Raw genomic sequence first — 26806 nt, forward strand, 5'->3', positions numbered from 1 at the left:
AGGCAGGCCACGCCTGCCAGAACCACGGCGCTGAACCACACCATCGCTTTGCGCATCTTCCTGCTCCAAGTGCCGGCAGGGTCCCGCCCCTTGCGTCAGGGGGAGCGCGCCCTGCCGTCCGTAGTCATTGGACTGCCGCTGTGTGGTTCCGGTTGCGTCCGGACGGGCGGGAGCAGGGCGGGGCAAGCCGCTTCTTGCGTCTCATTCGAAGTAGCGGTAATTGAAGCGGCCCGGCGGCGCGGCGTCGCCATTCACGGTGAATTCGGCGATGTTGCCCTCGCGCATGATGTTATCGGCCCACTTGAACTCGATATCGAGGGGTGTGTCCGCTGTCAGGCCGAGTGCTGCGCGCGGAATGGCGAGTTCCAGTTCCTTTTCCTTGACAGCATAGGCCGCCTGCCCGGCCGGCGCGCATGCGAAGTCGCCGCCGGCCCGTTCAAGGATGCAGGCGTGTGTCGGCGGCGTGACGCGGTTGAGCACGAAATCGAAACCCTCCCAGCCGGTCTCGTGGTCGCGGTCGGTATCCAGGAATAGCATCATCCAGTGGGGCTCGACGCGCAGGCTGATGTAGTTTCGTGTCCGTGCATAGAAATAGAAGTTCTCCGCGTCGCGCGCCACCTTGAGCACGGCGAAATCGTTGCGGCCCGACCGGTTCAAAAACCGGCCGGCCGTTCCCCAGCCCGGGTGATCCCGGAATACGGGGTCGCCCGTGTGATCGCGGTACTCCGGCGTCACGTCCTGCCAGTCGCCGAAATCGCCGTCGATGGCGATGGTCTTCGGTGGACCCGCGGCGGGCTGGGGGCGCACGCCCTTGAATCGCCGGATATTGGCGATCATCTGGTAGTAGTAATTGTCGCCGTGTCCGCCGCGCATGGGTTCGATGTCGCGGCTGTGCTCCTGGTCGAACTCGTCCACGAAGATGACCGGCGCCTGCACCCCGTTGAACTCGTTCAACCGCATGGCGACCCACTCGTTCCAGCCCGTAATGAAAACGAATTCCGGGTCGATTTCGAACACGCGCCGCCACTGCTCCTCGAAGTTGTAGCCGTACAGCACTGCGTCCGGTTTCTGGTCCGCCGCGCCGTCGCGAAAACTGCGCCCGCGCGCGCCCGGCTCGCTCATCGAGGCAAGCCGGTCGCCCACGGCATTCTGCGCGACGCCTACGGTCATCTGCTCAGCCTCGCCCCCGGCGTTCCGGAATATGTGCTGCGGGAAGACTTCGAGCCAGCCCCACTGGCCGGGCCCGTCCGGCCCGGTGAAGTAGGAGGGGACGGGCTTGCGAAACGTGAAGAATGCGCGGAGTGCGTCGTCAACCCGCGTGGGGTCGGCGAGAATCAGCGGCTTGCCCTCCCACTGGAACCAGAGTTCCGGGTAGACGCCGGGCCCGTACAGGTCGCGGTGCAGTTCGCGCACCACATTGGCCGGGTCGCCAAAGGGGCACAGGAACGCGATTTGCGGCGTGCGGGAACCGGCGGCGCGCACCTCAGTGAAGGCCTTGCACAGCGCGAGATAGTTGTCCTTGTACGTCGTCTGGTTGGTCACGTCGAAAATAACGACATCGGCGCCTGCGTCGGCCAGCATGCGCGCGTGCTGCTTGAGCACGTATGCGTCGTCGGACAGATAGTAGCCGAACAGCGGTTCGCCCCAGTGGTGAAACGCATGCATGGGCCCCCAGGCCGCGTTATCCGGCTCCTGCATGGCGTTCGGATTCTTCTTGAGAATTCTGGTGATGTCATGCGGGCCGGACTGGCCGTGCGCGCCCAGCCACAGGAAGTAGAAAATGCCCACGTACTTGCCGTCGCGCGGGTCGCCGGCCTCGGCGTGCGTGGGCAGGCGGCGCCCGAGGTTGTCCACCGCTTCCCAGGTGTCGCTGAACACGTCCGTCTGCGGCTCATCGCACCAGACTTGCGCGGAAAGCGCGAGCAGCGCCGCAAAGAGGATTCTGAAGCCGTCTCGTTGCACGCCGTTGTTTCCTTCTATCACCGTGCCCGTACGTGTGCTTGCGCTCAGACCCCTCAGTCTTTCACGCCCGTTTCCCGGCCCGATTTGCGCTGCGAGAAGAGCCACTGCAGCGCTTCCTCGTGCGCATAGGCCTGGTCCCACGAATTATGGCCGGTGCCCTCGAATTCCGTGTAATGCACGTCGCCGCCCGCTGCCTTCACCCGCTCGACCATCTCGCGGCTGCATCGCGGCGGAACGGTGTCGTCGTCCGCGCCGTGAAAGGCCCAGATCGGGACCGTTGCGAGTCGTTCAATGCGGTCCTCAAACGTGCCGAAGTATTTCCCAATCGCTCTCTTCGAGATCAGCGAAATGTCCATCACGTGACCGCCGCCGCAAATCGGCATGAGGGCCGCGAACGAGTCCGTTTTCATGGCGCCCCAGAGCCATGTGCCATAGCCTCCCATCGAAATGCCCGTAAGATAAACGCGGTCCCGGTCGATGTTGTATCGCTCCTTCGCCTGCTCCATCGCCGCCTCGATGTGCTCCAGCACCTCGCTCCAGAACAGGTCGCGCGGGCACTGCGGCAGCAGCACCACCGCGGGAAAGCGCTCAGGATGCTGCTGGAGCGCGGGACCGATGCCGACCGTCGTTTGCAGCAGGCCATCGTCGCCCCGCTCGCCGGAGCCGTGCAAAAACACCACCAGTGGCCAGGCCTGGTCGGCCGTGTAGTCCGGCGGCAGCCACACGGCCACCGGACAGACCGTCCCGCGCTTTTCTATGGGCATGCTTGTAAAGGAAACGGCCGTGTTGCTCATGGCGGATACTGCATCCTCTTGCGTTGCCGGCGCGGCCGAAAGTGCCGCGCAAGCGGCGCAACCGTACACGATGATCGTTACTCGTTGCATCACAGGTATCCTCTTTGCCAGTGGGCGTAACAATACCGGGGGTGCGCGCCGTTTGCAACGGGCGGGTTTCTTGCCAGGCCCAATAGCGTGTGCTAGAGTAAGGGGCAAACCTGCAAGTGGCGTTTCCCGCATGAAGCTGGAGGGTTGTCTCATGCACAAGATAGTCGTCGTAACCTCGGTAGTGGTACTCCTGGCAGGAGCGGTTCAGGCGCAGGGGATCGCGGGCAAGAAAATCGAGTTGCAGGCGGGCGGGCAGCGCAGTGTCAGCGTGCCTGTCAGTCTGCCCTGGGACGGACCCGCGGAACTCGAGGGGGTGCTCCAGGTCCGCGAGAACGCGACGGGCGAGGTTTTCCCCGCCACTCTGTGCGGCGGGCAACTGATCTTCATTCCGGACGGCGCGATGCCGAAGACGACGCATGAGTACACCGTCGAAGTAGAGTCCGACCCGCAAGGCGCGCACGTGGACCGCGTGCGCATCCAGCAGAAAGGGCAGGAGCCGGTGCTCGAGGTGTACATCGAAGGCGCGCTTTTCACCGCGTACCACTATTCGAACGACAACAAGAAGCCTTTCTTGTGGCCGATGAACGCCGACGGCGGCGTCTCCGTCACGCGCGATTACCCGATGGCCCCGATTGACATCAAGATGGCCGAGGACCATCCGCATCACAAATCCGTGTGGAGCGCCTACGGCGACATCCGCCTGCCCGGCGGGGAAGGCGTGGACTGCTGGGCCGAAGGCGATAACTCGGGCTTTCAGCACAGCGGCGAGGTAACCTGGGGTTCCGGCGACGCTTACGGCTGGATTCGCGCGGACAATGTCTGGCAGGACAAGGACCACAACCCGATCGTGCGCGAGCAGCGCGAGTATCGCTTCTACGCGACGCCGCCGCGCGGTCGCCTGTTCGATGTCGCGGTCACGTTTACCGCCGAATACGGCGAGGTTACGTTCAAGGACACAAAGGAGGGCGGTATCGTCGCCGTGCGCATGCGCCCCGAGCTCTCCTATCGCAGCGCGGTCATCACAAATGCCGCGGGCGACGAAGGCGAGGCCGCCTGCTGGGGCAAACCCTCGCCGTGGTGCGACTTCTCGGGCGAGATGCCCGAGCACGGCTGGCTCGGCTTGACGGTTTTTGACTCTCCGTCCAACATGCGCCACCCGACTTCGTGGCACGTGCGACAGTACGGACTCATGGGCGCGAATTGCTTCGGCTATTCCTATTTCAACGAGAAGGACTACAACAAGGGGCTAATCCCCGAGAACGGCGACTTCGTGCTGAACCAGGGCGAAAGCGTCACGTTCCACTACCGGGTCTACGTGCATAACGGCGACGTCAAGCGCGCCCGCGTCGCGGACCGCTACGCCGACTACGCAACGCCGCCTCAGGTGCGCTGGCTGGACTGAGGCGCGCGGCGGCGCCAGGCCGCCACCTGGAATAAGGCGATACCCGCGGCCACGGCGGCGTTCAAGCTGTCGAGGCCGCCAGCCAGGGGAATCTTAACGGACGCGTCGCAGGCCTTGCGCACCACGGGCCGGACACCGGACGTCTCATTCCCGACAACCAGCGCGCAGCGGGCCGGCCATTGCACATCGAATACGTTGTCAGGCGCTTTCGGCTCCAGGGCATAAGCCCAGAACCCGGCGTCGCGCAGCGCGTGAATGCCCTGTGCGACGTTCTTGCAGCAGATCAGCGGCAGTTGCAGCGCCGCGCCCGCGCTCGCCCGCACCACGGACCCGTCGACCAACGCGCCGCCGCGCGCGGCGAGCATCACTGCCGTAGTTCCGGCCCCGGCGGCCGTGCGCAACAGCAACCCGAGATTCTTCGGATGTTGCACCTGGTCCAGCACGAGTACCGTCGCGGTGACGGGACACGCCGCGAGGAACGGTTTGAGGGTGGCATAGGAGACCGGACTCAGCGCCGCCGCCACGCCCTGATGGTCCCTTACGCCCGTGAGCGCGTTGAGCCTCGCTTGGGGCACGAAATCGAAGGGCAGTGCCGCCGCGCGAGCGGCTCCAAGCAAGGCGTCGCACGCCTGCGCGCGCGATTCGGCCGCAAAGTAGAGCCGGTTGATGCGCTCCGGCGTCTGCAATGCCTCGCGCACCGGTTTCACACCCCAGACTATTTCGCCCGCCATCGCACCGGACCTCCACGATAGAGCTCACTATGCCTTCTTCCGCGCGCGCGAAACGGCCCGCCCGTATTCCAGGACTGTTCATGGCCGGCGCGCGTGCTCTACAATACGCGAATCGAGTGCCGGGTGTCGCCCGTCAAATCCGGAAGGTGAAAGTGTTGGAACACACCAGCCCCGCCCGAGGGCGGAATATCCATTCGCGCGCCGGTGTTTCGCGCACGCTCCTTGCAGTCGTGCTCCTGCTGCTGGTTCTATGTGCCGCCGCGGTGCGCGCGTACCGCTTGGACCGGCTCTCGTTCTGGGGGGATGAATATTGGGGCTGCGTGGCGGGCCTCGGCGCGCCCACCGCCGCGGAGTATTGGGATTTCGTGCAGTTGCTCGGGACGAATCAGCCGCCTCTTTTCCCGATGCTCATGTATGGGTGGGCGCGGCTTATCGGCTCCACGGACTTGGCGCCGCTGCGCTTGCTGCCGTTGCTGTTCGGGCTGCTCACGACACCCGTGGCTTTCGGCATCGGAGCGCGCGTGTACGGGCGCAGGGCGGGCGTGTTCGCGGCCGGGTGCGTGGCGTTCTCAATCATGCACATCTGGTATTCGCAATCCGTGCGGCCTTACGCACTCATGCTTTTGCTGGCGTGCGTTTCTCTGTACGCGCTGCTGCGGGTGCTGGACCACGGGTCGCGGCTGTGGGCGGCCGTGGCGCTGGCGGCCAACCTGCTGGGCGTGTTCACGCACTGGTTTCTCGTACTATTGATCGGCATCGAATCGCTGGCGTTGTTCTTATTCCGTCCCGGTGGGCGCTGGCGCGCCGTGGCGTGGACCGCCTTGCACGCTCTCTGGCTGGTACCCTTGGCCGCGTACCTGATGAGCCGTCCCCCCATGAACGTGGACTTTGAGAATTCACTGGAACTGTGGCACGTGCGCGACGCCCTGCTGGTTGAGGCGGTTTCCGATTACCGTCCCACGTTGCCGCAACGCCTGGTTGACGACGGGTCGCCGCGAGGCCGGATACTTGCGGGGGCGCACGCTGTCTTGTCGACAGGCACGGAAATCCTCTCGGCCATTGCACTTCTCTGGCTTGCGGTAGAGGTGCTGCGCATCCCGCGGGCCCGGCGTGCCGGTGATGCGGCGCAAGTGCGCCGGGGGCGCCTGGCCTCGGTGTTGTTGCTTGTTGCCGTGACGCCGGTGGCGGCGCTGGCGCTGCTGCAATACGCGCTGCACCTGCCGTTTCTGTGGCCCCGCTACACGTTGTACGGGTCCGTGGCGCGGTATGTTGCCATAGGCGGCTGGATCGGGGGCATGCGGGCGCGTACGGCGCGTTGGAGTCTCTACGGCGCGGCGGCGCTGTGCCTTGGCTATCAACTGGTCCTGTTTCTTCCAGCGGTTACCCGTACCGACTATCTGGGCGTGCGGGACTGCCTCCGCGCAATTGCGGGGCCTGAGGACATTATTCTGACGGATGGGTATGCCTCGGCATGCAATCTGCAGTATCACCTGGGTCCGTGCGACCCGCCGTTGTTTTTCGCCAACAGTCCGCAGGTAGTGTGTGATGTGTGCGTGTGGCGGCTTGGCCAGTGCCGGGAAGGAAAGGGAGACACCAGACGCGGCGGAACCGTGTGGTTCGTCCGCAATCAGAACTGGATGCAGGGGCGGCTGTGGGACTTCGAGCGGGAATTGATGGACCACGGGTTGATCCCTCATTGCCGCGAGTTTCCGGGCACGGAAGGGCTCATCTTGTACGAAATCACCTGCGGCCTTGCCTGCGACGTCACATACCAGGACATCGTACCGCCCATTCCCGCGCCGGAGCCAGTTGAAGTGCTGGATTTTCTGGAACTGGTTCTGGCGAATCCGGCTCAGGTCGGCCTGACCAGCCTGGACGTGCGCGAGCGCGCACTGCGTCTGGCGGGAACGAATCCCGTGGTGATAGACAATCCGGTTGACACCATTATCATGATGCTCCTTGCCGCGGGCGATATCCGATTGGGCGATACGTCAGCGCGCCTGTGGGCCGAGTATGAGGCAACGCCCGAGGCCGCGTTCCTGTCCGGGCTTGCCCGGGCTGTAGCGGGCGATTTGGCGGACGCGGGGGAAGCTTTCGGCCGGGCGCTGGCCGGCAGGAGCAGTCCGGTCGTGAAACCCTGCGGCCCTTTCGCGGCGGCGCTGCGGCGCGGCGACTACGCCGCCGCATACACTGCGGCGGAACGCCTCCGCCGCAGCGGTCATCCCTGGGGCGTCAAGCTTCGAGAGACCGTGCGGCGGCTGCGCAGCCCGGAATCGTGCCTGTTGCCGCTGGGTGTCCTGCCTGTCGACGGCGGGGACTATGAACGGCTTGCGCGGGATTTCGCCGCGCCGCCCAAATGCACGGGTTGGCATGCGCGGGCAAACCACGCCATCTCGGAAGTGTTGAACATCATGGGAAGAACGGACGAAGCCCTGGATTTCGCACGGCGCGCCGCGCATAACCAATTGGTGGAGTCGTACGCGCGCGCCCGGCTACGCGACCTCGAAATGCGCGGCTCGGCGCCCGCGCCGCCGGGCACATGACCGGCACATGCTGGCGGGGCGCGCCTGGTATCGGTATGATTCTCTAACCGGTGATGCGCCGGAGGACGGTCATTGTGAGCACGGACACGACATCCGACGACACGCTGATATTTTCCGACGTGCATCTGCGCGTCACGGAGCCCGGTCGCACGCGTGAGTTCGCCGCGTTTCTCCGCGCAATTGACACGCACCAATTCCGGCGTGTTATCTGTCTTGGCGATCTCTTCGATTTCTGGTTCGAGTACCGCCATGTCATTTTCTCGGATTATTTCGAGGTGCTGCGCGCTTTCGCCGAATTGCGCGACGCGGGTGTCGCGTTGCATCTCATTTGCGGTAATCACGATTTCTGGGCAGGCCGTTTCCTGCGCGAGTCGCTGGGGTTTCACATTCACCTGGAGACGGAACTGCCGTTTGGCGATAAACGCGCCCGGCTCGTGCACGGCGACGGCATCAATCCGAACGACTGGAAATACCGCTTCTACAAGCGCATTGCACGCAATCCGTTTGTCGTCTGGGCATTCCGGCAATTGCATCCGGACTGGGCCATGGCGCTCGCGCGCGCGGTCAGCCACGGCAGCCGCACGCTGTACAAGGTCGTCGATCCCGCAAACGGCCCGGAAGCCCAATCGCTGCGGGAGTATGCATGCGGCGTGCTTGCGCGCGGAGAGGCCGATATCGTGATCTGCGGCCATGCCCATGCCGCGACGCTCGAGGAGCACCCAACACCCGGCGGCACGGGCCTGTACCTCAATCCCGGCGACTGGCTCGAGAACCGCGCCTTTGCCGTTTGGGACGGGGAGAGTTTCCGCTTGCGGCAGGGCATGCCCTGACGCGGCGGCTTCACGCCCAAAAGCGCCGGCCCTCGTCGAGCATCGCGAGGTAGTTGTCCACGGGGACGTAATTGGCCACGCTGTTACCCGTGCCCAGGCAGTACCCGCCGCCCGGCATACACGCCTCTAGGGTCTCGCGCACGCGGCGGCGCACTGAGTCCTCGTCCGCGCGGCACAGAAAATCCATGTCGATCCCGCCCAGCAAGGCGATGCGATGGCCGTACCTGCGCTTCGCTTCGGTCACAGGCTCGATTGCGTCCTCGAACGAATGCTTCGCGTCGATCCGCACGTCTTCGATCAGGTCTTCCATGGTCAGATCGAGGTTGCCGCAGGAGTGCAGGAGATAGGGACGGCCCGCGTCATGGGACATCCGCGCCATGAGCTTGTGCCCGGCCAGCACGAACTCGCGCAAGTCCGCGGGCGCGAGCAGGGTGCCGCCGCGAAAACCCATATCATCGCTGCCCCAGACGATCTTGACCCGGTCGAATTGCAACAGACGCGCCAGGAACACGCGGTAGTATTCGAGCAGGCGCTGCGCGATCGCTTCCACGAGGCCGCGCTGCTCGCACAAGGCGAGGCAGCAAGTCTCGTAGCCCATGAGCCAGGTCAGATGCTCGGCGAAATGGGCGAACCCGCCGCTGCCCATGATGCACATGTTCTCCGGCAGGTGCTCCTCAAACCATTCCAGTCCTTCCGTCGATGCCTGCGCCGCATCCGGCCAAGGGTACCGCTCGAACGATTCCCAGCTGGTGACCGGCCCTGCGTGCATGTTCACGAAATTGCGGCCGTTCTTGCGTTCGAGCGGCGCGGTGTCCTCGGCCCTGACGTAGTGCAACGGCCATTCCTGGCGCTCGAGGCTCCAGCGCACGTAGTCATAGCCCAGAAATGATTGCAGGATGATTTGTTTCCGATGCCCAAAGTAACGGTCGCCGCGGTCCAGCTCCTTGCACAGGCCAAACCCCTCGCAGACTGCGTCCTGGACCTCCGGGTCGAGGAACAACTCGATATGATGAACCCGCTCGGGTTCTCCCTGCCGCAGAACGCAGCGCCGCAGTCCTTCCCAGTCCGGCTCGATGGATACCGAAAACCGCTTCATTCCGCAGACTCCCCGCCGGGCGCTGAAACGCCCGATGATGCCGTGGCTGAGCGCATACTAGCACGACTTGCCTGGGCGGAGAGGCGCGGAGAGGCCGGATTGCCGAGGAGAGAATGGTCTTTACGCCACTACGGCAAACCACCTCTCTTTCCATCCCGGCAACGAGGGGCTAGAATGTGCGGACCAATGTCACCGCAGGTGCATATTCGGATTCGGTTCTATGAAGAACTGAACGACCTGCTGCCGGTTCGGCTGCGGAAGCGCGATATCGAATGCCACGTCGCGGCGGGCGCAACCGTGAGGCACGTCATCGAGTCTTTCGGCGTGCCGCATACCGAAGTGGACCTTGTCTTGGTAAACGGCGAGGCAGCGGGCTTTGAAAACAGGGTCTGTAACGCCGATCGCGTGAGCGTGTATCCCGTCTTCGAGACGCTGCCGCTTGCAGGCGTGACGCGCCTCCGGGAACAGCCTCTGCGCGAAACGCGATTCCTCTGCGACGCGCATTTGGGCAAACTGGCCCGGCGGTTGCGCTTGCTGGGCTTCGACACCGAGCTCGCTGAACACGGCCAGGACAGGGAAATCGTCGAGCGCGCATTGTCGGAGTTGCGCATCGTGCTTACGTGCGCTCGCGGCCTGCTCATGCGCAAGGCCGTGACCAGGGGCATCCTGATCCGCCACGGGCCCATCGACGGGCAGGTCCGCCGCGTTATCGAGCGCCTGCATTTGCAGGGGGAGTGCCGCCCATTCACGCGGTGCACGGCCTGCAACGGGCTCATGCGGACGCTCACCGCCGAGGATGCCGCCCTGGAACGTTACGGCATGCAGATTCCGGACCGTGTCCGGCAATGTTGCGCGGAATTCTTCGCCTGCGAACAATGCGGCAAGGTCTACTGGGAAGGAAGTCACTTTCCGCGCCTGCAAGCGTTGGTGTCCCGCTATGTAAGCGGCGGGGATTGCCCGCGTTGAGGCGGTTCTTACCGAAGCGTTTCCGTGTGCAGGGGGAACACGTCGAGCATGACTACTGCCTCGAGATGTTCCGGCAGGTCTTCGCCGCAGGCAAGCTTCAGCGTGATCGTGCTGAGGTTGCCGTGGCCGTCGTGTGTGCAGCGGAGGCCGGGACCATAATCCAGCGGCACCGCCGCGTGAGTAGCCGCGTCAAGCAGCAGGATGCCGGGCCGGTGCCGGTCCAGCGGGTATGCGACGCCGTCTTTAAGGCGCAGCGTCGCGATGACGTAGCCTGACTTTCGGTCCTCGGGCGGGTGAAACTCCACATTGCGCACGCTAACGCCCGCGGGCCTGCGGTTCGCCGGCCCGGACGCGGGATAGGGCCGCGTCACGTACGCGCCCATGACCAGTAGTTTTTCCCATAGGTTGTTGGCGAGCCCGGCCATGATGAGCAAGGGTCCGAAGGTGGGTATGGCGAGCGCGGGCGTTTCAGCGCAGGCCGTCGCGCCGGGCCGCACGTGGCCGTCCGGGCCGAGCCGGCCGCGCAGTTGCAGCCGGCGGAAGGGGATGTCGATGCCGGTCACGCCCAACGTGACATTGCGCGCGTCGAGGATGAAATCGTTGCCTTGGTAGCGACCGCTCAGCGCAAATGTAAAATCGGCCTCCGTGTTCGCGCTTTGGCCCGCGTTCGCGATGAGCATCCCGTGCTCGTCGTGGCGCCCGCCGATGGCCCACAAGACGCAATCGCCCCGGCCCTGTTCGTCCGGCGGGCCGACCGTGGCCGCGCCCAGAATCATCTCGATGAAATCGAAGCCGATCTGGTTCAGGCTGGGCAGCATCGTGGGCACGGGCACGGCAAGGCGCGTGAATTCGACCGCGGAGGTTTCGCGCTCGCCGATGGTCACGGGAAGAGCGGGCAGGTCCGGCGGTGCGGCGCGGAACACGAACCGGTTATCGATGCGCCCGGATTCGCGCCCGCCGAATGTCAGATTGCCGACGCGCCTGCCGCCCGTCAGGTAAGTCCCCGTGATGTGGAGGGCATAGTCCGCGCCGGGACTCAGAAAATCGTCCGGAATCACATAGAGATAATCGCCGCCCGCGGACGGTTCGAAGTGGAAGGGGATATCCGGCTCGATTGCGACGTTCAGGCCGTCGGGGTTGACCCGGGCCTTGACCGTGTCGCCGTCCTCGCGGACCACGAGCCGCAGCGTGATGGTCGTGGCCGTGGGCAGATTTTCGGGAAAACGTTCGAGCGTGTTCCCGCCGGGCGTAACGTAATAGAGGCGCGCGAGGGTGTCAGGCCATTCCTCGGAGGCCCTGGTGTCGCAGCGCGCCAGCGCCGGCTGGAATGCGCCCGCGCAGTCCGCGCGCAGGCAATAGTCGTACGGCACGTACCAGAGGTAGCCATGCTCGCCGCCGATATAGACGCCGGTCTGGCCGAGCGCGGGCGACCCGTTCAGGTCGTTGCGGTCGCGCAGTTCCGTTTCGAGCGGCGTCGTGTCGAAAGACCAGCGGCGCGACCCGTCCGCGGTATTCAGCGCGTACAGCCGCCCGTTGCCGCAGCCGAAATAGACGATGGCGTCCGGCTCGCCGTCAGGGCCTGCGCCCAGTGCGGGCGACGAGCGGATCGGGTCTCCCGCATCGTAGGACCACCGCAGCCGGCCCTTCGGGTCAAGCGCATAGAGGCGGCCATCAGTCGACCCGATGTAGAGTGCCGTTGTTTCGCCCGCGGCGTCCTCCGCGAGCGCGGGCGAGGCATAAACGTGGTCGCCGGTCTTGAATTTCCATTTGGGCCAGGGCGAATCGGGCGCAAACGCGTACACGTTCGTATCGAACGACCCGATATAGACCGTGCCGTCGCCGCCAATGGCGGCGGAACCGGCCACGAAGCCGAGCGTCCGTTTCTTCCAGCGCGGCTGGCCATCTGGCGCCACCGCGTAGACCGCCGTATCGCAGGAACCCCAGAACAGCGTGCCGTCGTTGCCGATGCCCGCGACGGACCAGTTGTTATTGCGCGTCGGCAGCGCCCACTTGAGCCGGCCGTCCGGGTAGATCGCGTAGTAGTTCCAGTTCGTGTTGCCTGCGTAGATGGCGCCGTCAAAGCCGATCTGGACGTTGCCCTCCCACCAATTATTGTACCCCGCGCCGGGCGTCTCGGCGGCATTGAAGGTCCAGAGCACCCGCTCCGCTGGGTTCACGACTCCGTCATCCGTGCGCAGGTGATAGAGGAAGCCGTCGCCTGAGGCGAAGGTGACCGATGGCGGTTCGCCCGGCGTCACGCGATGCAGCGCCGCGGCCGAGTCAATGAGTTCGCCCGTTTGAAAGCGCCACTTCAGCGTTCCGTCCGGGTTCAAGGCATAGAAGTGGCGGTCGGCCGACCCGAAATAGACCGTGCCTTCGCCGTCGATGACGGGCGTCGAGAAAATGCCCTTGCTTGTCCGGAACGACCAGGGCCGGTCGCCTGTGTAGATGGCCGGGAGCGTGCTGCGGCCCGTGTTGCGCCGGTCGCGCCGGAATACCGGCCATGGCGAATCGGCGCGGACGGGCGTATCGTAGCCGAAAGGCTGCGAGGGGAGGTCGGGCGCGCGCACGACAAACGGGGCCGCGTTCGACGCCCATTCCCAGAGCGGGGTCTTCTTCACCACTTGCACGTAACCGCCAGCGGTGGCCTCGGCGGGCAGGTCGACGACGATTCCACGGTCGTTCCAGGCGCGCACGCCTTCGAAAACGTCGAGCGGGCGGTCCGACTCACGATAAAGCACGTAATTCTCGCGCTGCTGCTTGCCGAAGCCGTGACCCTGGATGACCAATTCGCCGCCTCGCGTAGTGACGGGGATGAACGTGATGCGGGGGCGGAAATGGAAATAGAAACTGCCGCAGGCAAGCGCGACCAGCAGCACGACCCAGAGGATTTTGCTCGTGAGGACGCGGCGCAACGCCCGGCCAAGCCAGGCCCGCCCCGGCGGCGACTCGAGACGCACCTTAATCACGCTTGTCCTCCGTGGAAGCGGCGCGGCCCCGAACCCGGGGCACCCACGCACGCGCCGCCAGCCCGCGCCATTAAACCACGGCGGGGTCCCGAACGCAACCGGACTGGGCTTTCCGGCGGTTGAGCCGCAGTGCTGCGTCTGCTATACCAATGCCGCGCGCATTATGGGCGCGCGCAAGGAGGGACACACAGATGACGACGACGCGCGAGAACGCAATAAACCGGCGGCATTTCCTGAAGACGACAACGGCCAGCGCCGTGGGCCTGACCGTCCTGGCCTCGGGCACGGCCACCTCGTACGCTGCGAACAGCAGACTCCACATTGGCATTATCGGCTGCGGCGGGCGCGGCATCTGGGTCGGCGACCTCTTCCAGAAGAACGCGAACGCCAAGGTCGTTGCCGTGCATGATTATTTCAAGGACCGTGTGGACTTGGCGGCAAAACAGCTCGAAGTTGCCGGGGACCGCTGCCACGTCGGCCTGGACGGCTACCGGCAATTGCTTGCGGGCGAGGTGGATGCCGTTGCCGTCGAGAGTCCGCCGTACTTTCATCCGGAGCAGACCGTGGCCGCGCTCGAGGCGGGCAAGCATGTCTACCTGGCCAAGCCGATCGCCGTGGACGCGCCCGGATGCCTCGCGATCAGGGACGCGGCCGAGGCGCACGCGGACAAGCTCAGCGTGCTGGTCGATTTCCAGACGCGCAACAACCCGCTGTTCCGCGAGGCCGCCACGCGCATTCACGAAGGCGCCATCGGCGTACCGGTCTACGCGCAGGCCTACTACCACTGCGACCGGCTCGGCACGCGCAGCGATCAGGGCGGCGACATCGGGCGCCTGCGCAATTGGTGCTTCGACATCGCGCTGTCCGGCGACATCATCGTCGAGCAGAACATCCACGTGCTCGACGTGGCCAACTGGTTCCTCAACGCACATCCCGTCGAGGCGCACGGCTGCGGCGCCCGCCGCGGACGCACCGACATCGGCGACTGCTGGGACCATTTCATTGCCCAGTACCGCTATCCGAATGACGTGCTGCTCAGTTTCAGTTCCCAGCAGTTCGCGCCCGGCTGCGACGACCTCTGCACGCGCGTGTTCGGCACGGACGGCGCGGCGGACGCGCACTACGGCGGCAACGTGTCTATTCAGTCGCGCAAGGACCACTGGGTCGGCGGCGAGACGAGCAAGATTTACCTGGAAGGCGCCGTCAGCAACATCAAGGACTTCTGCGCGGGTATCGAGAGCGGAAACCTGATTAATACCGCCGAATCCGGCGCGACCAGCACGCTTACGTCCGTGCTCGGGCGCATGGCCGCGTATACCGGTGAGACGGTCACGTGGGACCAGATGCTCGCCGCGGCGGAAAGGCTCGATCCAAAGCTCAACCCGCCGGAAGACGGCCCCTACACCAAGGCCTGGTTGAATCGGGGGTGACCGTCGTGGCGCGGGCGTCTCGCCCGTGTTTTATCGGCGCGGCGGCGGTGGACGAAATGGACGGGATGGATGTGGCGCGGGCGTTCTGCCGCTGCTTCGGCAGCAAGAACAAAATGCCCAAGGCACATGGCGCGGCGAATTGTCGTTTCCGTTCCTTCTGGCATAGGATCGGTTCGGGTAGCTTATGAAACGGACGTTGTTGATAACGGACAAGCTGGTCGAGCCGGAGCAGCGGACGGAACTGCGCCGGAACGGCCACCAGGTGAAGGTGCTGCACCTGTTCGAGCCGGAGCCGGACATCGAGCACCTCCGGCTGGTGAACCATCTCAGCTGGGTCGAGAAGGTCCTGATCGACGACGACCTCTTTCGCGATTATCGCGACGCATTCTCGTGCGAGACGGAGCGCCTGGGTCAGTACGTTTACACGCATCCGTCGCCGCCTGCCGACCGGGGCTCGTACACCACCGCGCCGGGCAATGTGCTCTTTGTCCCGTGCAACGACACGCACGTGAAGATGCTGCTTCCAGTGGCGCAACGCCTGGGCGCGGGCCGGTTCCTCGTTATCCGCGGCGAGAACGCGGAACAGTATCTGACGGAGCACGGGGTGGCTTTCGACCGCTTGCCGCAGGACAGTTTCTGGACGCCTGCGTACCGCCCGAAGCTGCTGCGCCTATTCCGCAGTCATGACATCCGCGCGGTTGTCTTTGGCAACGACTGGACGGGCGAGAACTGGCGCATCTGCCATCTGGCGCGGCGCGTAGGCGTACCGACGATCTGCATCGAAGAAGGCCCGCAGGATTTTGACCTGGAAGAGGGCCGTCACGAGCAGATGCAGCACGCGGACTATGTTTTACTGCAAGGTTTGAAGACGCTCGATTACTGTCCCGCGCTCGATTTCTGTGTCTCGGGCAATCCGCGCCTCTCGGCATACAAGCCGCTGCCGCTTCCCGATCCGCCCGCGGTCTTGATCAACAGCAACTTTACGTACGGTGTGCACGAAGACGCCCGGGACCGCTGGATTGCGGATTGCGTGGCGGCGTGCGCGCGCCTCGGCGTCGCGTATTTCATCTCGCGGCATCCGCGCGACACGGGCGATTTGAGCCCCTACAACGTAATGAATTCGGACGCATTCAAACTGCCTGAGCAGTTGGCGCGGTGCAACGTGGTGATCACGCGCTTCAGTCAGGTGGTGCATGAGGCCATGCTCTCGGGCCGCCAGGTCATCTATTACAACCCGCACGGCGAAGTGAAGGCGATCCAGACGGACGACCGGACCGGCGGGTACTTTCACGCCGCGAACGCGGACGAACTGGCGGAACGGCTCGGCCCGGCGCTCTTGTCCGATTTCCCCAACAAGGCTGAGCGCGACTTGTGCAACCGGCTCCACTGCGGCCCCTGCGACGGACGCGAGGTCGAGAGGTGTGTCTGGGGTATTTGCCGTGCCGCGTGGCTGCGCCAGGATACGTGGGACCTGCTCGTGAAAACACCGCCCGTGATTCGCGAGCTGTTCCGCCGGATGCGCCGCCGGAGTCCCTTCAAGCGCAAGTGACGCCGGGCGCTTCGAACGTGAAAGGCCTCATAGCGGGTCGGGTACGGATGCGCGGCACCAGCGGTGCACCGCAAGCAACAGTTCGCCTGCCTGCTCTGCCTCGAAACTGAGCGTCAACTGCGCGGGCGGGCCGTCTTCCCACGCGCGAATCGCCCACAAATGCAGCGTGAGCGCGCCATCCGTCTCGCTTTGCAGTACGGGCAGTGGTATGTCATGTGTCTGCCCTTGCCGGTCCGTGTAAGCCGCACGCAGGACTGTCTGAGCGCCGGAATCGCGAGGCATGCCAACCATGCCCACGAGCGGCGCGTCGTCTGGCAGCTCGTGGATGAACACGTTTTCCCCCGCCGCAAGGGGCAGCCGCGCCGCCACGCGCGGCGCGCCGTTCCAGTCCTGCCAGGGCGTGCGGAACGGCTCGCCGTCCGACACGCGCCGCCACGCGTGCTGCTGCCACGGCGTGCGCAGCAGGTCGTCACGCTGGATGCCGGTGGCAGAATCGATAATGGGCAGAATATAGTTCGTAGCGTAGACTTCGCCAAGGTAGTCGGCGGCAGGGGCAATCGATCCATAGCGGCGCAGGAACTTGCCGAGCGTTGCGCGGTCATGGCGCACGAGCAGCAAATCGAGCAAACGGAAGCCGTCTTCGGCGGGGCCGCGCTGGACCACAACAAACTGGTCGAGTTGTTTGCGCACGTCCGGGATGCGCGCGATGTCGTTGATGTAATAGAACGTGCTGAGCGGATTGAAGAGCAGGTACGTGGGGCGCCTTGCAAACAGGGCGGGCCAATCCAAAATGCCGGTGGCGGGACGGCCATAGGCGTAGGGACTGCGCGCCATGGCGACCTCGCGATTCATGAGGCCGTTCATTTCAAGGACGCGCGCGCCGTCGAGCATGTAGCCCTGCACGCCGCCGCTCTCGATGAGGAACTCGTCGTCCCCTTGCTTGAAGTCGTCGAGCGTGAAATATGGCCCCAGATGCCATTGCACGTCGAACGGCTCCTGCCAGATGCGGGCCAGGGACCAATCGAGCATCGCCGTCATGCGGCGCAATTCGTCGCGCTCGACAAGGCGGGCGCCAAAGAACAGGCACAGCACCGCTGCCGCCGCGCCGAGGAGACGCTGTTTCGCGGCGAGCGCCGCCACGCTCATTGCGACGAGAAACGCAATCAGCGGGAAGAACGGCGCGAGCAGGCGGTAATGCACCATCCAGTCGCCGCCGTGGAGCCAGACTACCGCCGTATTGAGGGTGAGCAGGCCGGCCAGCGCGACCGCGAGATCCCTGCGGCGGCGCGGCAACAGCGCGCCGCATGCGAGCAGCAGCAGGGGGACGCCGACGTGGCGCGCGTAATCGAGCAGGTAGGCGTTCGCGACGGGGCGGAAGCTCGCGTCCAGCAGGCCGCCTCCCTTGGCCCGGACCGAGTTGGGGATGTAGTCGCCGTAATACCAGATCCGGAAGAGAGCCAGGGCGAGTACCGTCAATGCCGCCGCAATCGCGATGCGCCCCGTGGTTTTCCACGGCCAGACGCGCCGCCGGGCCGCATGCGCGGACCAGAGAACGAGCACGCCCGCATAGAGGAACCCTTCGGGCCGGTTTGCGGCCAGGAGCGCGGCGCCCAGGGCCGTCATCGGCGCGCTGTACGCGGTGAGCCCCGCCAGCGCCAGCGCCGCCGCAAACAACACCGCACCGCCCTCGAGCCCGTTGCCGAAACTGCCCGGGATTGACGTGAGGCAGGTCATGAGCAGCAACGGCAAGCGCGCAGCCCATGCCTCGGCGCCGAAATGACGTTTGCACGCCCAGCGCAGCGCCAGAAACGCCAGCGCCGCGTAGAAAAGGCTCATGAGATGAACCCCCGCCTCGAGCGGCAGGCCGACCCGATGCAGGACCGCCAGCGAAACGGTCCATGGCAGGTTGCTGAAACCTTCGACGTATTCGCCGGCGTTGTAGACGAGGCCGAGGCCGCGCGCGAAGTTGCGGGCGTACCGATAACAGATGTAGGCGTCTTCCTTGCCCGCGCCCCAGAACAGCACCACCTGCGCGAGGAACGCAAGGAAGAGCGCCGCGTCCGCCGAGGCAAGACAGGCGCGGCGGGCGCGTCCCACTGGTCTCGTTTCTTGTTCTGCGCTGCTCATGATGCGGATTCTTGCTCGATGCCGGCGCGCACGAGGTCCTTGACGGCGTCAAACACGGCTTGCGCTTTCAACTCGATCCCGTTCAGGTACAGGTGGCAATGGTCCGTGAACCGGTCCGGCCCGCCCGCCACTTGTTCCGCCACGGGGATGTAGCGGACGCCTTCCTGTGCGCAGAGCCGCCGGACCGCGGCATTGTACACGTCCACCGCGCGCGCATAGGTCCAGATATCAACGCCCAGGCGATCATCATAAATCTGGCGATAGTAATTGAGGTCCTTCCAGCGCAGGTGCTCGAAATCCGGCCGTGCGAAACTGCAGATGGCCATCGGCACCCCGTGGTCACGGGCGGCGCGGGCCATGCGCCGCAGGTTTTCCAGTGTGTATGGCGTCATGGCGTCCAGCAGCATGTCAGGGGACGGCGCGGCCAGACGCCCCCACACGCAACGCGCGAAATGAGATCGCCGCAACCAGGAGCGCAACCGGTCGCCCGGGCGCGCGGAACCTTCCAGAGCCAGGAATGCGCTCGAAATGACCTGGTTCGCGTCGTTTGCGAAGTTGTAATGCACGAACAGGTCGGGTTCCAGCGCAAAATAGTCGTCGAGCCGCCGCACTTCGCCCGCGGAATCCAGCCCGAATACGCCGCAATTCACCGCCTCGATGGATGCCGTAGCGCAGTACGCGCGCAGGCGCCTTTCCAGCAGATTGGGATAGGTCAGGTCGCAGCGCGGTCCCTCGAACGTGGTGGATCCGCCTATACAGACGATGCGGAACGTCCCGGCTGGTTTCGGGATTGCGATGTCGTCGTCGCGAAAGCCTGCGTTGTTCGTCCACACGGTCCATCCAATGAAATTCTCGGAACGCCACACATGGGGGCGGTATCTGAACCATAGTTCCTCGAAAATCGACGGCTGGAAAAAAACCGCGACGGACTGCACGGCGCCGCCGGCCGCGCGCCACGGTTCGAAGGTGATGCTTGTAAGATAGGCGGCGTCTTCTCCCGGAATAGGCATGAGGTAGTCGCGAATCTGGCTCTGGCCGGACGCGGCCTGCTGAAAGGCGGTCTGGGCGTCGTCGCGGATAACGTCGTCGAAAGCGAACAGGGAATGAAGCGGAGCATCGGGCGCGAGGCGTTGCGCCAGCGTCACCAGTTCCGGCGGGTACAGCGGCGCATAGACCGCCCCAATTCTGGCATCGAGGTCACATGTGACGGCCAATTCGTCGCGCGCAGCGGCAAAGGCGCGGCGTTCCTCCTCGCCGCGCAGGCTGAAGAAACAATAGCGGGACGGCGCATCGGGCGAGGGACTGAGGCCGGGTGGCAGCTGCGATACGCGGTCCGCCGTTGCCGATGCCTGCCGTTCCTGGATGCGCGCGGCCGCGTCTTTGCAGGCGCTGACGTACGCTTCGCGGTGGTCATGGCTGGCGCGCTCATACACGCGGAAGGCGAATTCGACCGCGACGGCCAAGGCTATTGTCCACAGGAGCGCGACGACGGCACTAAACACGATGCGGCGGTAACGAAACGGTTTCATGGCAATCTCGCCCGCCACCGCTCGTACTCGGCAAGAACGTCTTCCCGGCCTGCGAAGGGTTTGTAGACCATGCGCGCGCGGAACCGGTACGTCTGGTCAATCTTCGGTTCGCGAATGATGAACTGCCAGTCCCACGCGGGATAGCGCGGGTCGCCGCCCCAGTTGTACAAGGCAAAGCGGATGCTCTCCGCCTGATCGAACATCATGATGAAGGCCATGTCGTCGTTCGTGGTGTCCGGCAGGCCGTCTGCGTCGACGAGGCCGTAATAAAACGGATGAAGAAACTGCTTGTCGGGGTCCGCAATCGTATTGAAGTCTACCGTTTCGTCGTAGGGCAGTGGCGGCGCGCCGCGAAACGCCACTTGCCCCGTCTCAAACGTGCCGTCAGGACGGTCCACCCCGAACATGGTCCAGCCTTCCTTGCCGCCATCCACGCCGATGAAGTGTATTTCACGCCCGCGCGTGAACTGCATGTAACTGGCCCACATCGCAATGACCCAGCCATGTTTGAAATGTTCTTTCCGCGGCGTGATTGCCGTCTCGATATCAATCGCGTTGGCTCCGCTCAGGTAATAGCGTGCTTCACAGTCGAGGTCCCACGTCGATTGCGCCGCGGGCCACGTGACGCTGACACCCCCGGGCAGGAAATACGCCACGCGCATCGGGTCGCGGCGCGGCGTATCGATCATGCGCCATGCGTCTTCCACCGTCCCGTTGAAAACGTGTTCGAAATTGAGACCGATGAAGCCGAAGATCTGTCTGTCCGGAAAGCGTTCGTGACTGAGGCGCGAAAAACCCGCGCCGAAAGGCGTGTGCAGGAAGTGAGGCGATGAGAACCAGCCGGTAATTCCGCCGCCGCTCAGAAACCCGTGCACGCCCACGCCGTTTTCGGCTTCTGCGTCGAAACACACACCCCCCGCGCCCGACGCCTCCGGGGAGTGCGGCATATCCGCGTCCGCACCGTCCTTGCGGAAGACGGCTCCGACCGTCCGGTCCGCATCCAGGATTGCGGCGGCGCACGGCGCGGCAGTTGCGGCGAGGTCGCCTGTCCACGCCGCGAAAGCGCTGCCAAATCCCGGCGCGGCTTCCAAGGCGACGGTCGTGCCCGCGGGATAGCGGTACCGGCCTGGCGCGAGCGGCAAGACCCAGCCGCGTCCGTCGCCTTCCGGCGGAGTCACCGTGAGGACCCGCGTGTCCGCTCCCTCGGCTGTGGCAAGGTTTGCGGCCAGTTCCTTGTCGCCATCCATAACAGCGCGGAAGGTCGATCCATTGCCCGGGACATCGCCCGACCAGCCCGAGACTTGGGGCTCCGCCGCGGGTTGCGGAGCGAGCGCGTAAAGCACGGTGTCTCCGTGCAGGAATTCCGCCGTGTGGACCCGTTCCCGCGATGCGCCGGACACGTCAGATTGGGCAAAAACAGTCAGACGATGGAAGGGACGGTGGAAATTCGCGGTGATCTGGCGGGGACGGTCCGTCTCAACCACCATCTCGGGAGACTTGGCGTCCACGCCTTCCGGCAGGTCGCCGGTCCATTCGGAGAACGTCGAGTTCGCGTCCGGCGTTGCGGTTAAGGTGACGCGCTGCTCGCATCCCAGGTCGTGCTTGATACCCGGCCACCACGTTGAGGGCGGGTCCGTGACTCCATTGCCCGCTCCCGCTTTGCAGAGCGTGAGGAGACAAGACACGAACACAGGCCGCACCAGCGTGTCCTGTTGCGCCCGCAAAATCAGCACCGGGTCTTCGCCCAAATGCGCGCCTGTGCCGTCTTCCCAGCGGGAAAATGCCCAGCCCACGAAGGTTTCGGACTCGATGCGCAGCGTAGCCCCGTGCGCGACGGCATAGCCGCCCTGTTCCGGCCACGAACGGCCGCCGAATGGGGGCGCCTCGATTGTGATGCGGCACGGTTCCGGATCGAACAAGGCTCTTATGTGGGCATTCTCCTCAATAGGGCCCGAGACTAACGGGCTGAAGGCGACGATAGCCTCGGTGCCGTCCGGCTCCGTGGCAGACCAGCCGCCGAAACGCATCCCTTCTCCCGGCACGGCGCGCATGCGCAGTTCTGCACCCGGCCGGCAATAATAAACGCCCGGCGGGGGAATGGTTGCGCCGGTCCCAGGGCCGCCGACACCTACTTCGACGCGATATACGTTGTCCTCTCGGAAGACCGCCGTGACAGTCTTCGGTCCGTCCATGCGTATCGCCGTGCAGGGGCCCGCGCTGTGCGTGTCTCCCGTCCATGCGACGAATGCGGATGCACCGCGCGGAGCCGCGTCGAGGTACACGACCGCGCCAACGGGATAGGGGTGGTCTCCGGGAGGCGGCGTCACGTCGCCGTCCCCTTCCACGCGCACGCGCAGTTCATTCGTGACTGTCTCCGGCACTGTTGACTCGGAATGAGCCGTCACCGTGCAACAACATGCGAGCAGGGTCAAGAGACAGGAGACCGTCCCCATAAAACGGAGGGAACACACCATACGCTTTGCCTCATGCGCGTCACCAGAACCAGCGGCGACAGTCTGCATCAGTCCGCGCAGGATACGCAAATGGTTTTGCGCCGTCCAGGCCGGCGCCGCGGCTGCGGCGATGAAGACGCCTCTTCTCTCCCCAATTCCGGCGCGGAACTCTTGTGCTTTCCATGGTTTCGCTCCTTCTTGCCCCTTTCAGACGGTTGCCGCGCGAGGGACCTTGACAGGAGGGTTAGGAGTGGCATAGAATGTTAGCGGTACCTAAGAAACAAGGACAACGCACGGAACATGACGGCGAACCTGAGCGCGAGCCTCGAAAACTACATCCGCGTGATCTACGAGATCATCGGCGAGCAGGAGGCCGTGCGCGCCAAGGAAATCGCGGCCCGGCTCGAGGTCAGCAGCGCCTCGGTAACCGGCGCGCTGCGCCAGTTGGCCAAGCGCGGCCTGATCAACTACGAACCTTATGGCATCATCACATTGACCCGTGAGGGCCAGCGCGCGGGCGAGGCCCTGTGCCGCGCGAACCGCGCGTTCCGCGATTTCCTTGTCTCCGTGCTGGCGGTGGAAGCGGAGCCCGCGGAGGAGGCCGCGTGCAGACTGGAGCACGCGATATCACGGGAAATCATGGAGCGGTTCGCCAAGTTCTTCGAGTTCATGAACGCCTGCCCGTACGCGGGCGTGACCTATGTAAAGGGCGTCGGTTTTCACTGCAAGGGTCACGACGAAGGGCAGCATTGCCTGCGGTGTGTACATCCGGCGTTTGAACCAACGGGCAAACGGCGTGTGACTGCGCGCACGCTCGCACACAAGGCTGGTTCTCGCCGGGTGGCTCTGAAGACGGCGGGGTAAACGCCGGGAAACAAAAACGCGACAAGAGCAGTGGTTCACGGCTGCCCACAATATTAGACACAGCTAACATTACTTGATATGGCTAAATCACCTGAGCATACGGACGTGCAGCACGCAGCGCGGGCGTTTTTCGCGAAAACAGAGGAACTCGACCGCCTGATTGAGCGTCACCGGGGCCTGCTGGACCGTCTCGGTGAAAACGCGGGAGAAGCGCCGTGCGCGGGGGCGGACTGTCCCTGCCGCCGCGTGCTGCGAACGACGCTGATGGAGTCGATCTCAATACTCGAAGACACCAGGAAGAGTTTCAAGTCCAGGCAACTGGCGGAATTGCGCCGTAAGCTGCTGCGTACGCTCGCCGAGCACGCGTAGCGCCGCGGCGGCGGAGCGCGTCCTACGGTCCGGACTTCGGGTCCGGAAAGTGAGGGCACGACCGGGTTGGAAGCGCGGGAGTTTCCAGCCGGGCCGTGCCCTTTTCTGTTTGCGGACAACCCGCGAGGAACACGCGGCAATATAGAGGAGAAGAGCAACAATGAAAAGTCTAGCTGGAGGAACGGGGTTCACCCTCATCGAACTGCTGGTGGTCATCGCTATCATCGGCATCCTGGCGGCCATCCTGCTGCCCGCGCTGGCGCGTGCGCGCGAGGCCGCGCGCCGCTCGAGTTGCCAGAACAACCTGAAGGAATTGGGGCTTGCGTTCAAGATGTACGCGGACGAAGACCCCGGCGAGCGGTTCCCGCGCCGGAAAGCGTTTTCGTGCGACGGCAGCTTGAGCGACGCCATGATCTTCGACGGCGTTTCGATGATCCCCGAATACCTTTCCGACGTGAACATCGTGTGGTGCCCGTCCTGGGCAGGCGCGGCCACCGCGCTTGGATGGTATGACGAGAAAAAGGGCAACGGCGACGGCCGGGTTCACCCCTGCGAACTGATCAAGGAACCCTACGACTATACCGGCTGGGCCATCCTCGACGACGTGAATATCGTCGGTTTCGGGCTGGACGGGACCGAAGGAACCGGCCCGAACGGACGCTTCGAGGAGCCGGAATATATAAACACGCCGTGGGGCGAACTCGCGCTCGAGAATGTGGCTACGAACGGCGCGCAGAGCGACGGAGACTTCACGGTCAGCGCCGCGTTCGCCGGCACGCAGGCCAACGGCGGCGACACCTTGTACCGCCTGCGCGAGGGTATCGAGCGGTTCCTTATCACAGACATCAATAACCCGGCTGCCACGGCCCAGGCGCAAAGTACGGTCCCGGTCATGTGGGACCACATCACAACCGCCGTCGCGGATTTCGCGCACGTGCCCGGCGGCGGCAACGTGCTCTACCTGGACGGGCACGTCACGTTTGTGAAGTATCCGGGCGAGGGATTCCCGATGACGCCCACGAGCGCGCGCATCTTCGGGCGCTATAACCGCCCCTTCAACGGGTTCTGAGTTTCGCAAGAGGTCAGGAAGGGTGTGTGTTCCACATGCCCTTTCAGCCCCTGCGCGGCGGCAAATGCCGGTACCAGGTCCAGGCCAGACATGCGGTGGCCGCGGCGGCGGCGATGGCGCAGGCCGCGGCCTGCGCGTGCCAGTGGCCCACGAGGTACATGGGGAACAGGTACGCGCCGGTGATGGCGACGATGCCCAGGAGCACGTTGACGGCGGCGCGCCACGCGCTTTCCGAGGTGTCGGCGCGCGCCTCGGGCGAGAGCGGCGCGGCGCGGCGCACGGGGCCCCAGAACCCGAAGGGGCGCACATTGGTGTAGAACGCGGTGAGCGTCTGTGCGTCGACTTGGGGGGTAAGCCACGCGCCTGCGATGCAGGCGAGCAGCGACCCGAATACGATGGGCGGGAAGACGATGTAGATGGGCGCGTCGGGCGCGACCACCGGCGGGATAAGGGCGAGAACCATGCCCGCCAGCGTGCCGCAGGCGTAGCCCCAGCCGTTGAAACGCCACCAGTACCAGCGCAGCACGTTCGGAATGATCAGGCCCGCGCCGAACACCATCGAAATCCAGTTCCAGATTTGCGCGATGGAACTGACCTGCAGCCCAATTACGATGCCGACGGCCATGATCAGCACGGTCGCCGCGTAACTGGCGCGGATGTAGTGGCGCTGGTCCGCGTTCGGGCGGATGAACGCCTGCCAGAAATCGCGCACGAGATAGGACGCGCCGCTGTTCAGCGTGGAACTGAACGTGGACATGAACGCCGCGAGCAGGCCCGAGATCACGAGCCCCTTCAGACCCACTGGAAGGTACCGGCTCAACACGAGCGGCATGGCCTCTTCGGAATCGAACACGGTCTCCGACAGCCCCACCAGCGCGAGCAGCGTGATGCCCATCGCCATGGCCCAGCGCACGATCATGAATACACTCCACGCGGCGCCGACCTTCGCCGCGTCGCGCGTATCGCGCGCGGCGAGAAACCGCTGGAACTCGTACATGCCGCCGGGCCCGCCCGCGTTCAGCAGCAGGCCCTTCAGGACCCACACGATAACCAGCGCGCCGAGCAGTTCATACTGGGCGTTTTCCGTGCCCGCGAGGTGTTCGACACGCCACTGCGGCACGGGCGAGGCCCAGTCCGCGGGCAGCTTGGCCTGGAGCATCTCAGGCGAGAGACTCTGATATGCGATGACGGCGATCACAATCGCCGCCGCCGTAACGAATAGGGTTTGGATCACATCGGTAACGACGACGCTGTACAGCCCCCCGGCTAGGACATAGAGCGTGGTGATGACGAAGATAAGAATCGCAAGCGTGTGCGCGCTCAGGGAGGGGATGTACACGTGAGAGAACTTGCCGATGCCCTGGAAGTCGTAGCCCACCATGGCGCACATCAGCACCACGGCCGTGAGCGCCGCCGCTATGCGCGCGGCTACGCCGCCCGAGCCCGCGCCGAACCGGGTGATCATCCATTCCGCGCCGGTCATGACGCCCGAGCGCCGCACCCATTTGCCCATGTACGCGAGGAAGAACGCGCCCATCATCCAACCCCACATCCAGTGAACCCACAGGGATTTCATGCCCAGAACGAACAGCATCGACACGATCCACATGGTGCCCGTGATATCGAAGTTGGACACCGAACCGGACATGGCGAGGACCAGCCAGGGCATGCGCTTGTTGCCCAGGTAGTAGGCGTCGAGATTCTGCGACGCGCGCTTCTGGAACCAGAAGCCGAATCCCATCACCACGACGAAGTAGAATACGATCACGGCGTAATCGATCAATGACACAGGCCTGCCCTCCGCTTTGAGACGCCGCCAAGGGTGACATCAGCCCGGTGCCAGATTCAATCGCGGTATGAGAAGCCGCTGGAGTTCCGCCACGTAATCCGCGGGCAGTCCGTGCCCCTCCGCGGCCGCCACTATGCATTCCAGGTAACCGGCATTGGGAGGGCCGCTCCGGGTTTCCGCCGCAATATAGGTCATTGCCTCGCAGGTCTCGCCGGTTTCCAGCGTGATGGCAACGGTCGCCTTG

19 protein-coding genes are annotated in these 26806 nt (G+C 64.7%); 9 read left to right on the forward strand and 10 right to left on the reverse strand.

Going from position 1 to position 26806, the window contains the following annotated elements; genetic code table 11:
- Positions 1-201: 201 nt before the first annotated feature.
- A complete protein-coding gene (locus KA184_13705; protein MBP8130629.1) occupies positions 202-1962 on the reverse strand; it encodes a hypothetical protein in 1761 nt (586 codons plus the stop codon).
- A 53-nt stretch (positions 1963-2015) separates the two neighbouring features.
- Positions 2016-2846 carry a prolyl oligopeptidase family serine peptidase gene (locus tag KA184_13710; GenBank protein MBP8130630.1) on the reverse strand — a complete coding sequence of 277 codons (831 nt, stop codon included), beginning with the start codon at positions 2844-2846 and terminating at the stop codon, positions 2016-2018.
- Positions 2847-2997: 151 nt separating this feature from the next.
- Between KA184_13710 and KA184_13715 the strand changes: the two genes are divergently transcribed.
- On the forward strand, positions 2998-4248 hold the full coding sequence (locus KA184_13715) for a PmoA family protein (GenBank protein MBP8130631.1): 1251 nt from the start codon (positions 2998-3000) through the stop codon (positions 4246-4248).
- On the opposite strand, the gene KA184_13720 is transcribed toward KA184_13715, so the two are convergent.
- Positions 4227-4979: an RNA methyltransferase gene (locus KA184_13720; protein ID MBP8130632.1), complete on the reverse strand. Its 753-nt coding sequence runs from the start codon at positions 4977-4979 to the stop codon at positions 4227-4229. The two genes, KA184_13715 and KA184_13720, sit on opposite strands and share 22 nt — an antisense overlap.
- A gap of 152 nt (positions 4980-5131) precedes the next feature.
- Here KA184_13720 and KA184_13725 point away from each other — a divergent pair, with 152 nt between their 5' ends.
- Entirely contained in the window at positions 5132-7522 is a 2391-nt protein-coding gene (locus KA184_13725; GenBank protein MBP8130633.1) for a glycosyltransferase family 39 protein, read from the forward strand.
- Positions 7523-7596: 74 nt separating this feature from the next.
- Positions 7597-8352 carry a UDP-2,3-diacylglucosamine diphosphatase gene (locus tag KA184_13730; GenBank protein MBP8130634.1) on the forward strand — a complete coding sequence of 252 codons (756 nt, stop codon included), beginning with the start codon at positions 7597-7599 and terminating at the stop codon, positions 8350-8352.
- 10 nt (positions 8353-8362) lie between these two features.
- On the opposite strand, the gene KA184_13735 is transcribed toward KA184_13730, so the two are convergent.
- Complete coding sequence (locus KA184_13735) at positions 8363-9448, reverse strand: uroporphyrinogen-III decarboxylase-like protein (GenBank protein ID MBP8130635.1); 1086 nt, start codon at positions 9446-9448, stop codon at positions 8363-8365.
- A 186-nt stretch (positions 9449-9634) separates the two neighbouring features.
- Between KA184_13735 and KA184_13740 the strand changes: the two genes are divergently transcribed.
- The gene (locus KA184_13740) at positions 9635-10414 is read left to right on the forward strand and encodes a Mut7-C ubiquitin/RNAse domain-containing protein (GenBank protein MBP8130636.1); all 780 of its coding nucleotides are present in this window, start codon (positions 9635-9637) and stop codon (positions 10412-10414) included.
- 8 nt (positions 10415-10422) lie between these two features.
- Here KA184_13740 and KA184_13745 read toward each other — a convergent pair whose 3' ends face one another.
- A complete protein-coding gene (locus tag KA184_13745) occupies positions 10423-13383 on the reverse strand; it encodes a PQQ-binding-like beta-propeller repeat protein (GenBank protein ID MBP8130637.1) in 2961 nt (986 codons plus the stop codon).
- A gap of 191 nt (positions 13384-13574) precedes the next feature.
- Here KA184_13745 and KA184_13750 point away from each other — a divergent pair, with 191 nt between their 5' ends.
- Together KA184_13750 and KA184_13755 are read left to right on the forward strand one after the other, a co-directional pair.
- The gene (locus KA184_13750) at positions 13575-14813 is read left to right on the forward strand and encodes a Gfo/Idh/MocA family oxidoreductase (GenBank protein ID MBP8130638.1); all 1239 of its coding nucleotides are present in this window, start codon (positions 13575-13577) and stop codon (positions 14811-14813) included.
- 184 nt (positions 14814-14997) lie between these two features.
- Positions 14998-16362, forward strand: a complete 1365-nt coding sequence (locus KA184_13755; protein MBP8130639.1) for a hypothetical protein — start codon at positions 14998-15000, stop codon at positions 16360-16362.
- A gap of 27 nt (positions 16363-16389) precedes the next feature.
- Here KA184_13755 and KA184_13760 read toward each other — a convergent pair whose 3' ends face one another.
- The 3 genes from KA184_13760 to KA184_13770 are packed head-to-tail and all read right to left on the reverse strand — an operon-like array spanning position 16390 to position 22492.
- On the reverse strand, positions 16390-18489 hold the full coding sequence (locus tag KA184_13760; GenBank protein ID MBP8130640.1) for a hypothetical protein: 2100 nt from the start codon (positions 18487-18489) through the stop codon (positions 16390-16392).
- A complete protein-coding gene (locus KA184_13765; GenBank protein MBP8130641.1) occupies positions 18486-20018 on the reverse strand; it encodes an SGNH/GDSL hydrolase family protein in 1533 nt (510 codons plus the stop codon). The genes KA184_13760 and KA184_13765 overlap by 4 nt, the downstream gene beginning before the upstream one ends.
- Entirely contained in the window at positions 20015-22492 is a 2478-nt protein-coding gene (locus KA184_13770) for a hypothetical protein (GenBank protein ID MBP8130642.1), read from the reverse strand. Before KA184_13770 ends, KA184_13765 begins: the two co-directional genes overlap by 4 nt.
- Before the next feature lie 279 nt (positions 22493-22771).
- Here KA184_13770 and KA184_13775 point away from each other — a divergent pair, with 279 nt between their 5' ends.
- From KA184_13775 to KA184_13785, 3 genes are all read left to right on the forward strand, one after another.
- Positions 22772-23335 carry a metal-dependent transcriptional regulator gene (locus tag KA184_13775; GenBank protein ID MBP8130643.1) on the forward strand — a complete coding sequence of 188 codons (564 nt, stop codon included), beginning with the start codon at positions 22772-22774 and terminating at the stop codon, positions 23333-23335.
- 78 nt (positions 23336-23413) lie between these two features.
- The gene (locus tag KA184_13780) at positions 23414-23704 is read left to right on the forward strand and encodes a hypothetical protein (protein ID MBP8130644.1); all 291 of its coding nucleotides are present in this window, start codon (positions 23414-23416) and stop codon (positions 23702-23704) included.
- A gap of 160 nt (positions 23705-23864) precedes the next feature.
- Positions 23865-24773: a DUF1559 domain-containing protein gene (locus KA184_13785; protein MBP8130645.1), complete on the forward strand. Its 909-nt coding sequence runs from the start codon at positions 23865-23867 to the stop codon at positions 24771-24773.
- A 43-nt stretch (positions 24774-24816) separates the two neighbouring features.
- Here KA184_13785 and KA184_13790 read toward each other — a convergent pair whose 3' ends face one another.
- Complete coding sequence (locus KA184_13790) at positions 24817-26562, reverse strand: Na+:solute symporter (GenBank protein ID MBP8130646.1); 1746 nt, start codon at positions 26560-26562, stop codon at positions 24817-24819.
- Positions 26563-26601: 39 nt separating this feature from the next.
- On the reverse strand, positions 26602-26806 hold a 205-nt coding region (locus KA184_13795; protein ID MBP8130647.1), incomplete at its 5' end, for a gamma-glutamylcyclotransferase.

This window comes from Candidatus Hydrogenedentota bacterium (assembly GCA_018005585.1).
Lineage (GTDB): Bacteria > Hydrogenedentota > Hydrogenedentia > Hydrogenedentales > JAGMZX01 > JAGMZX01.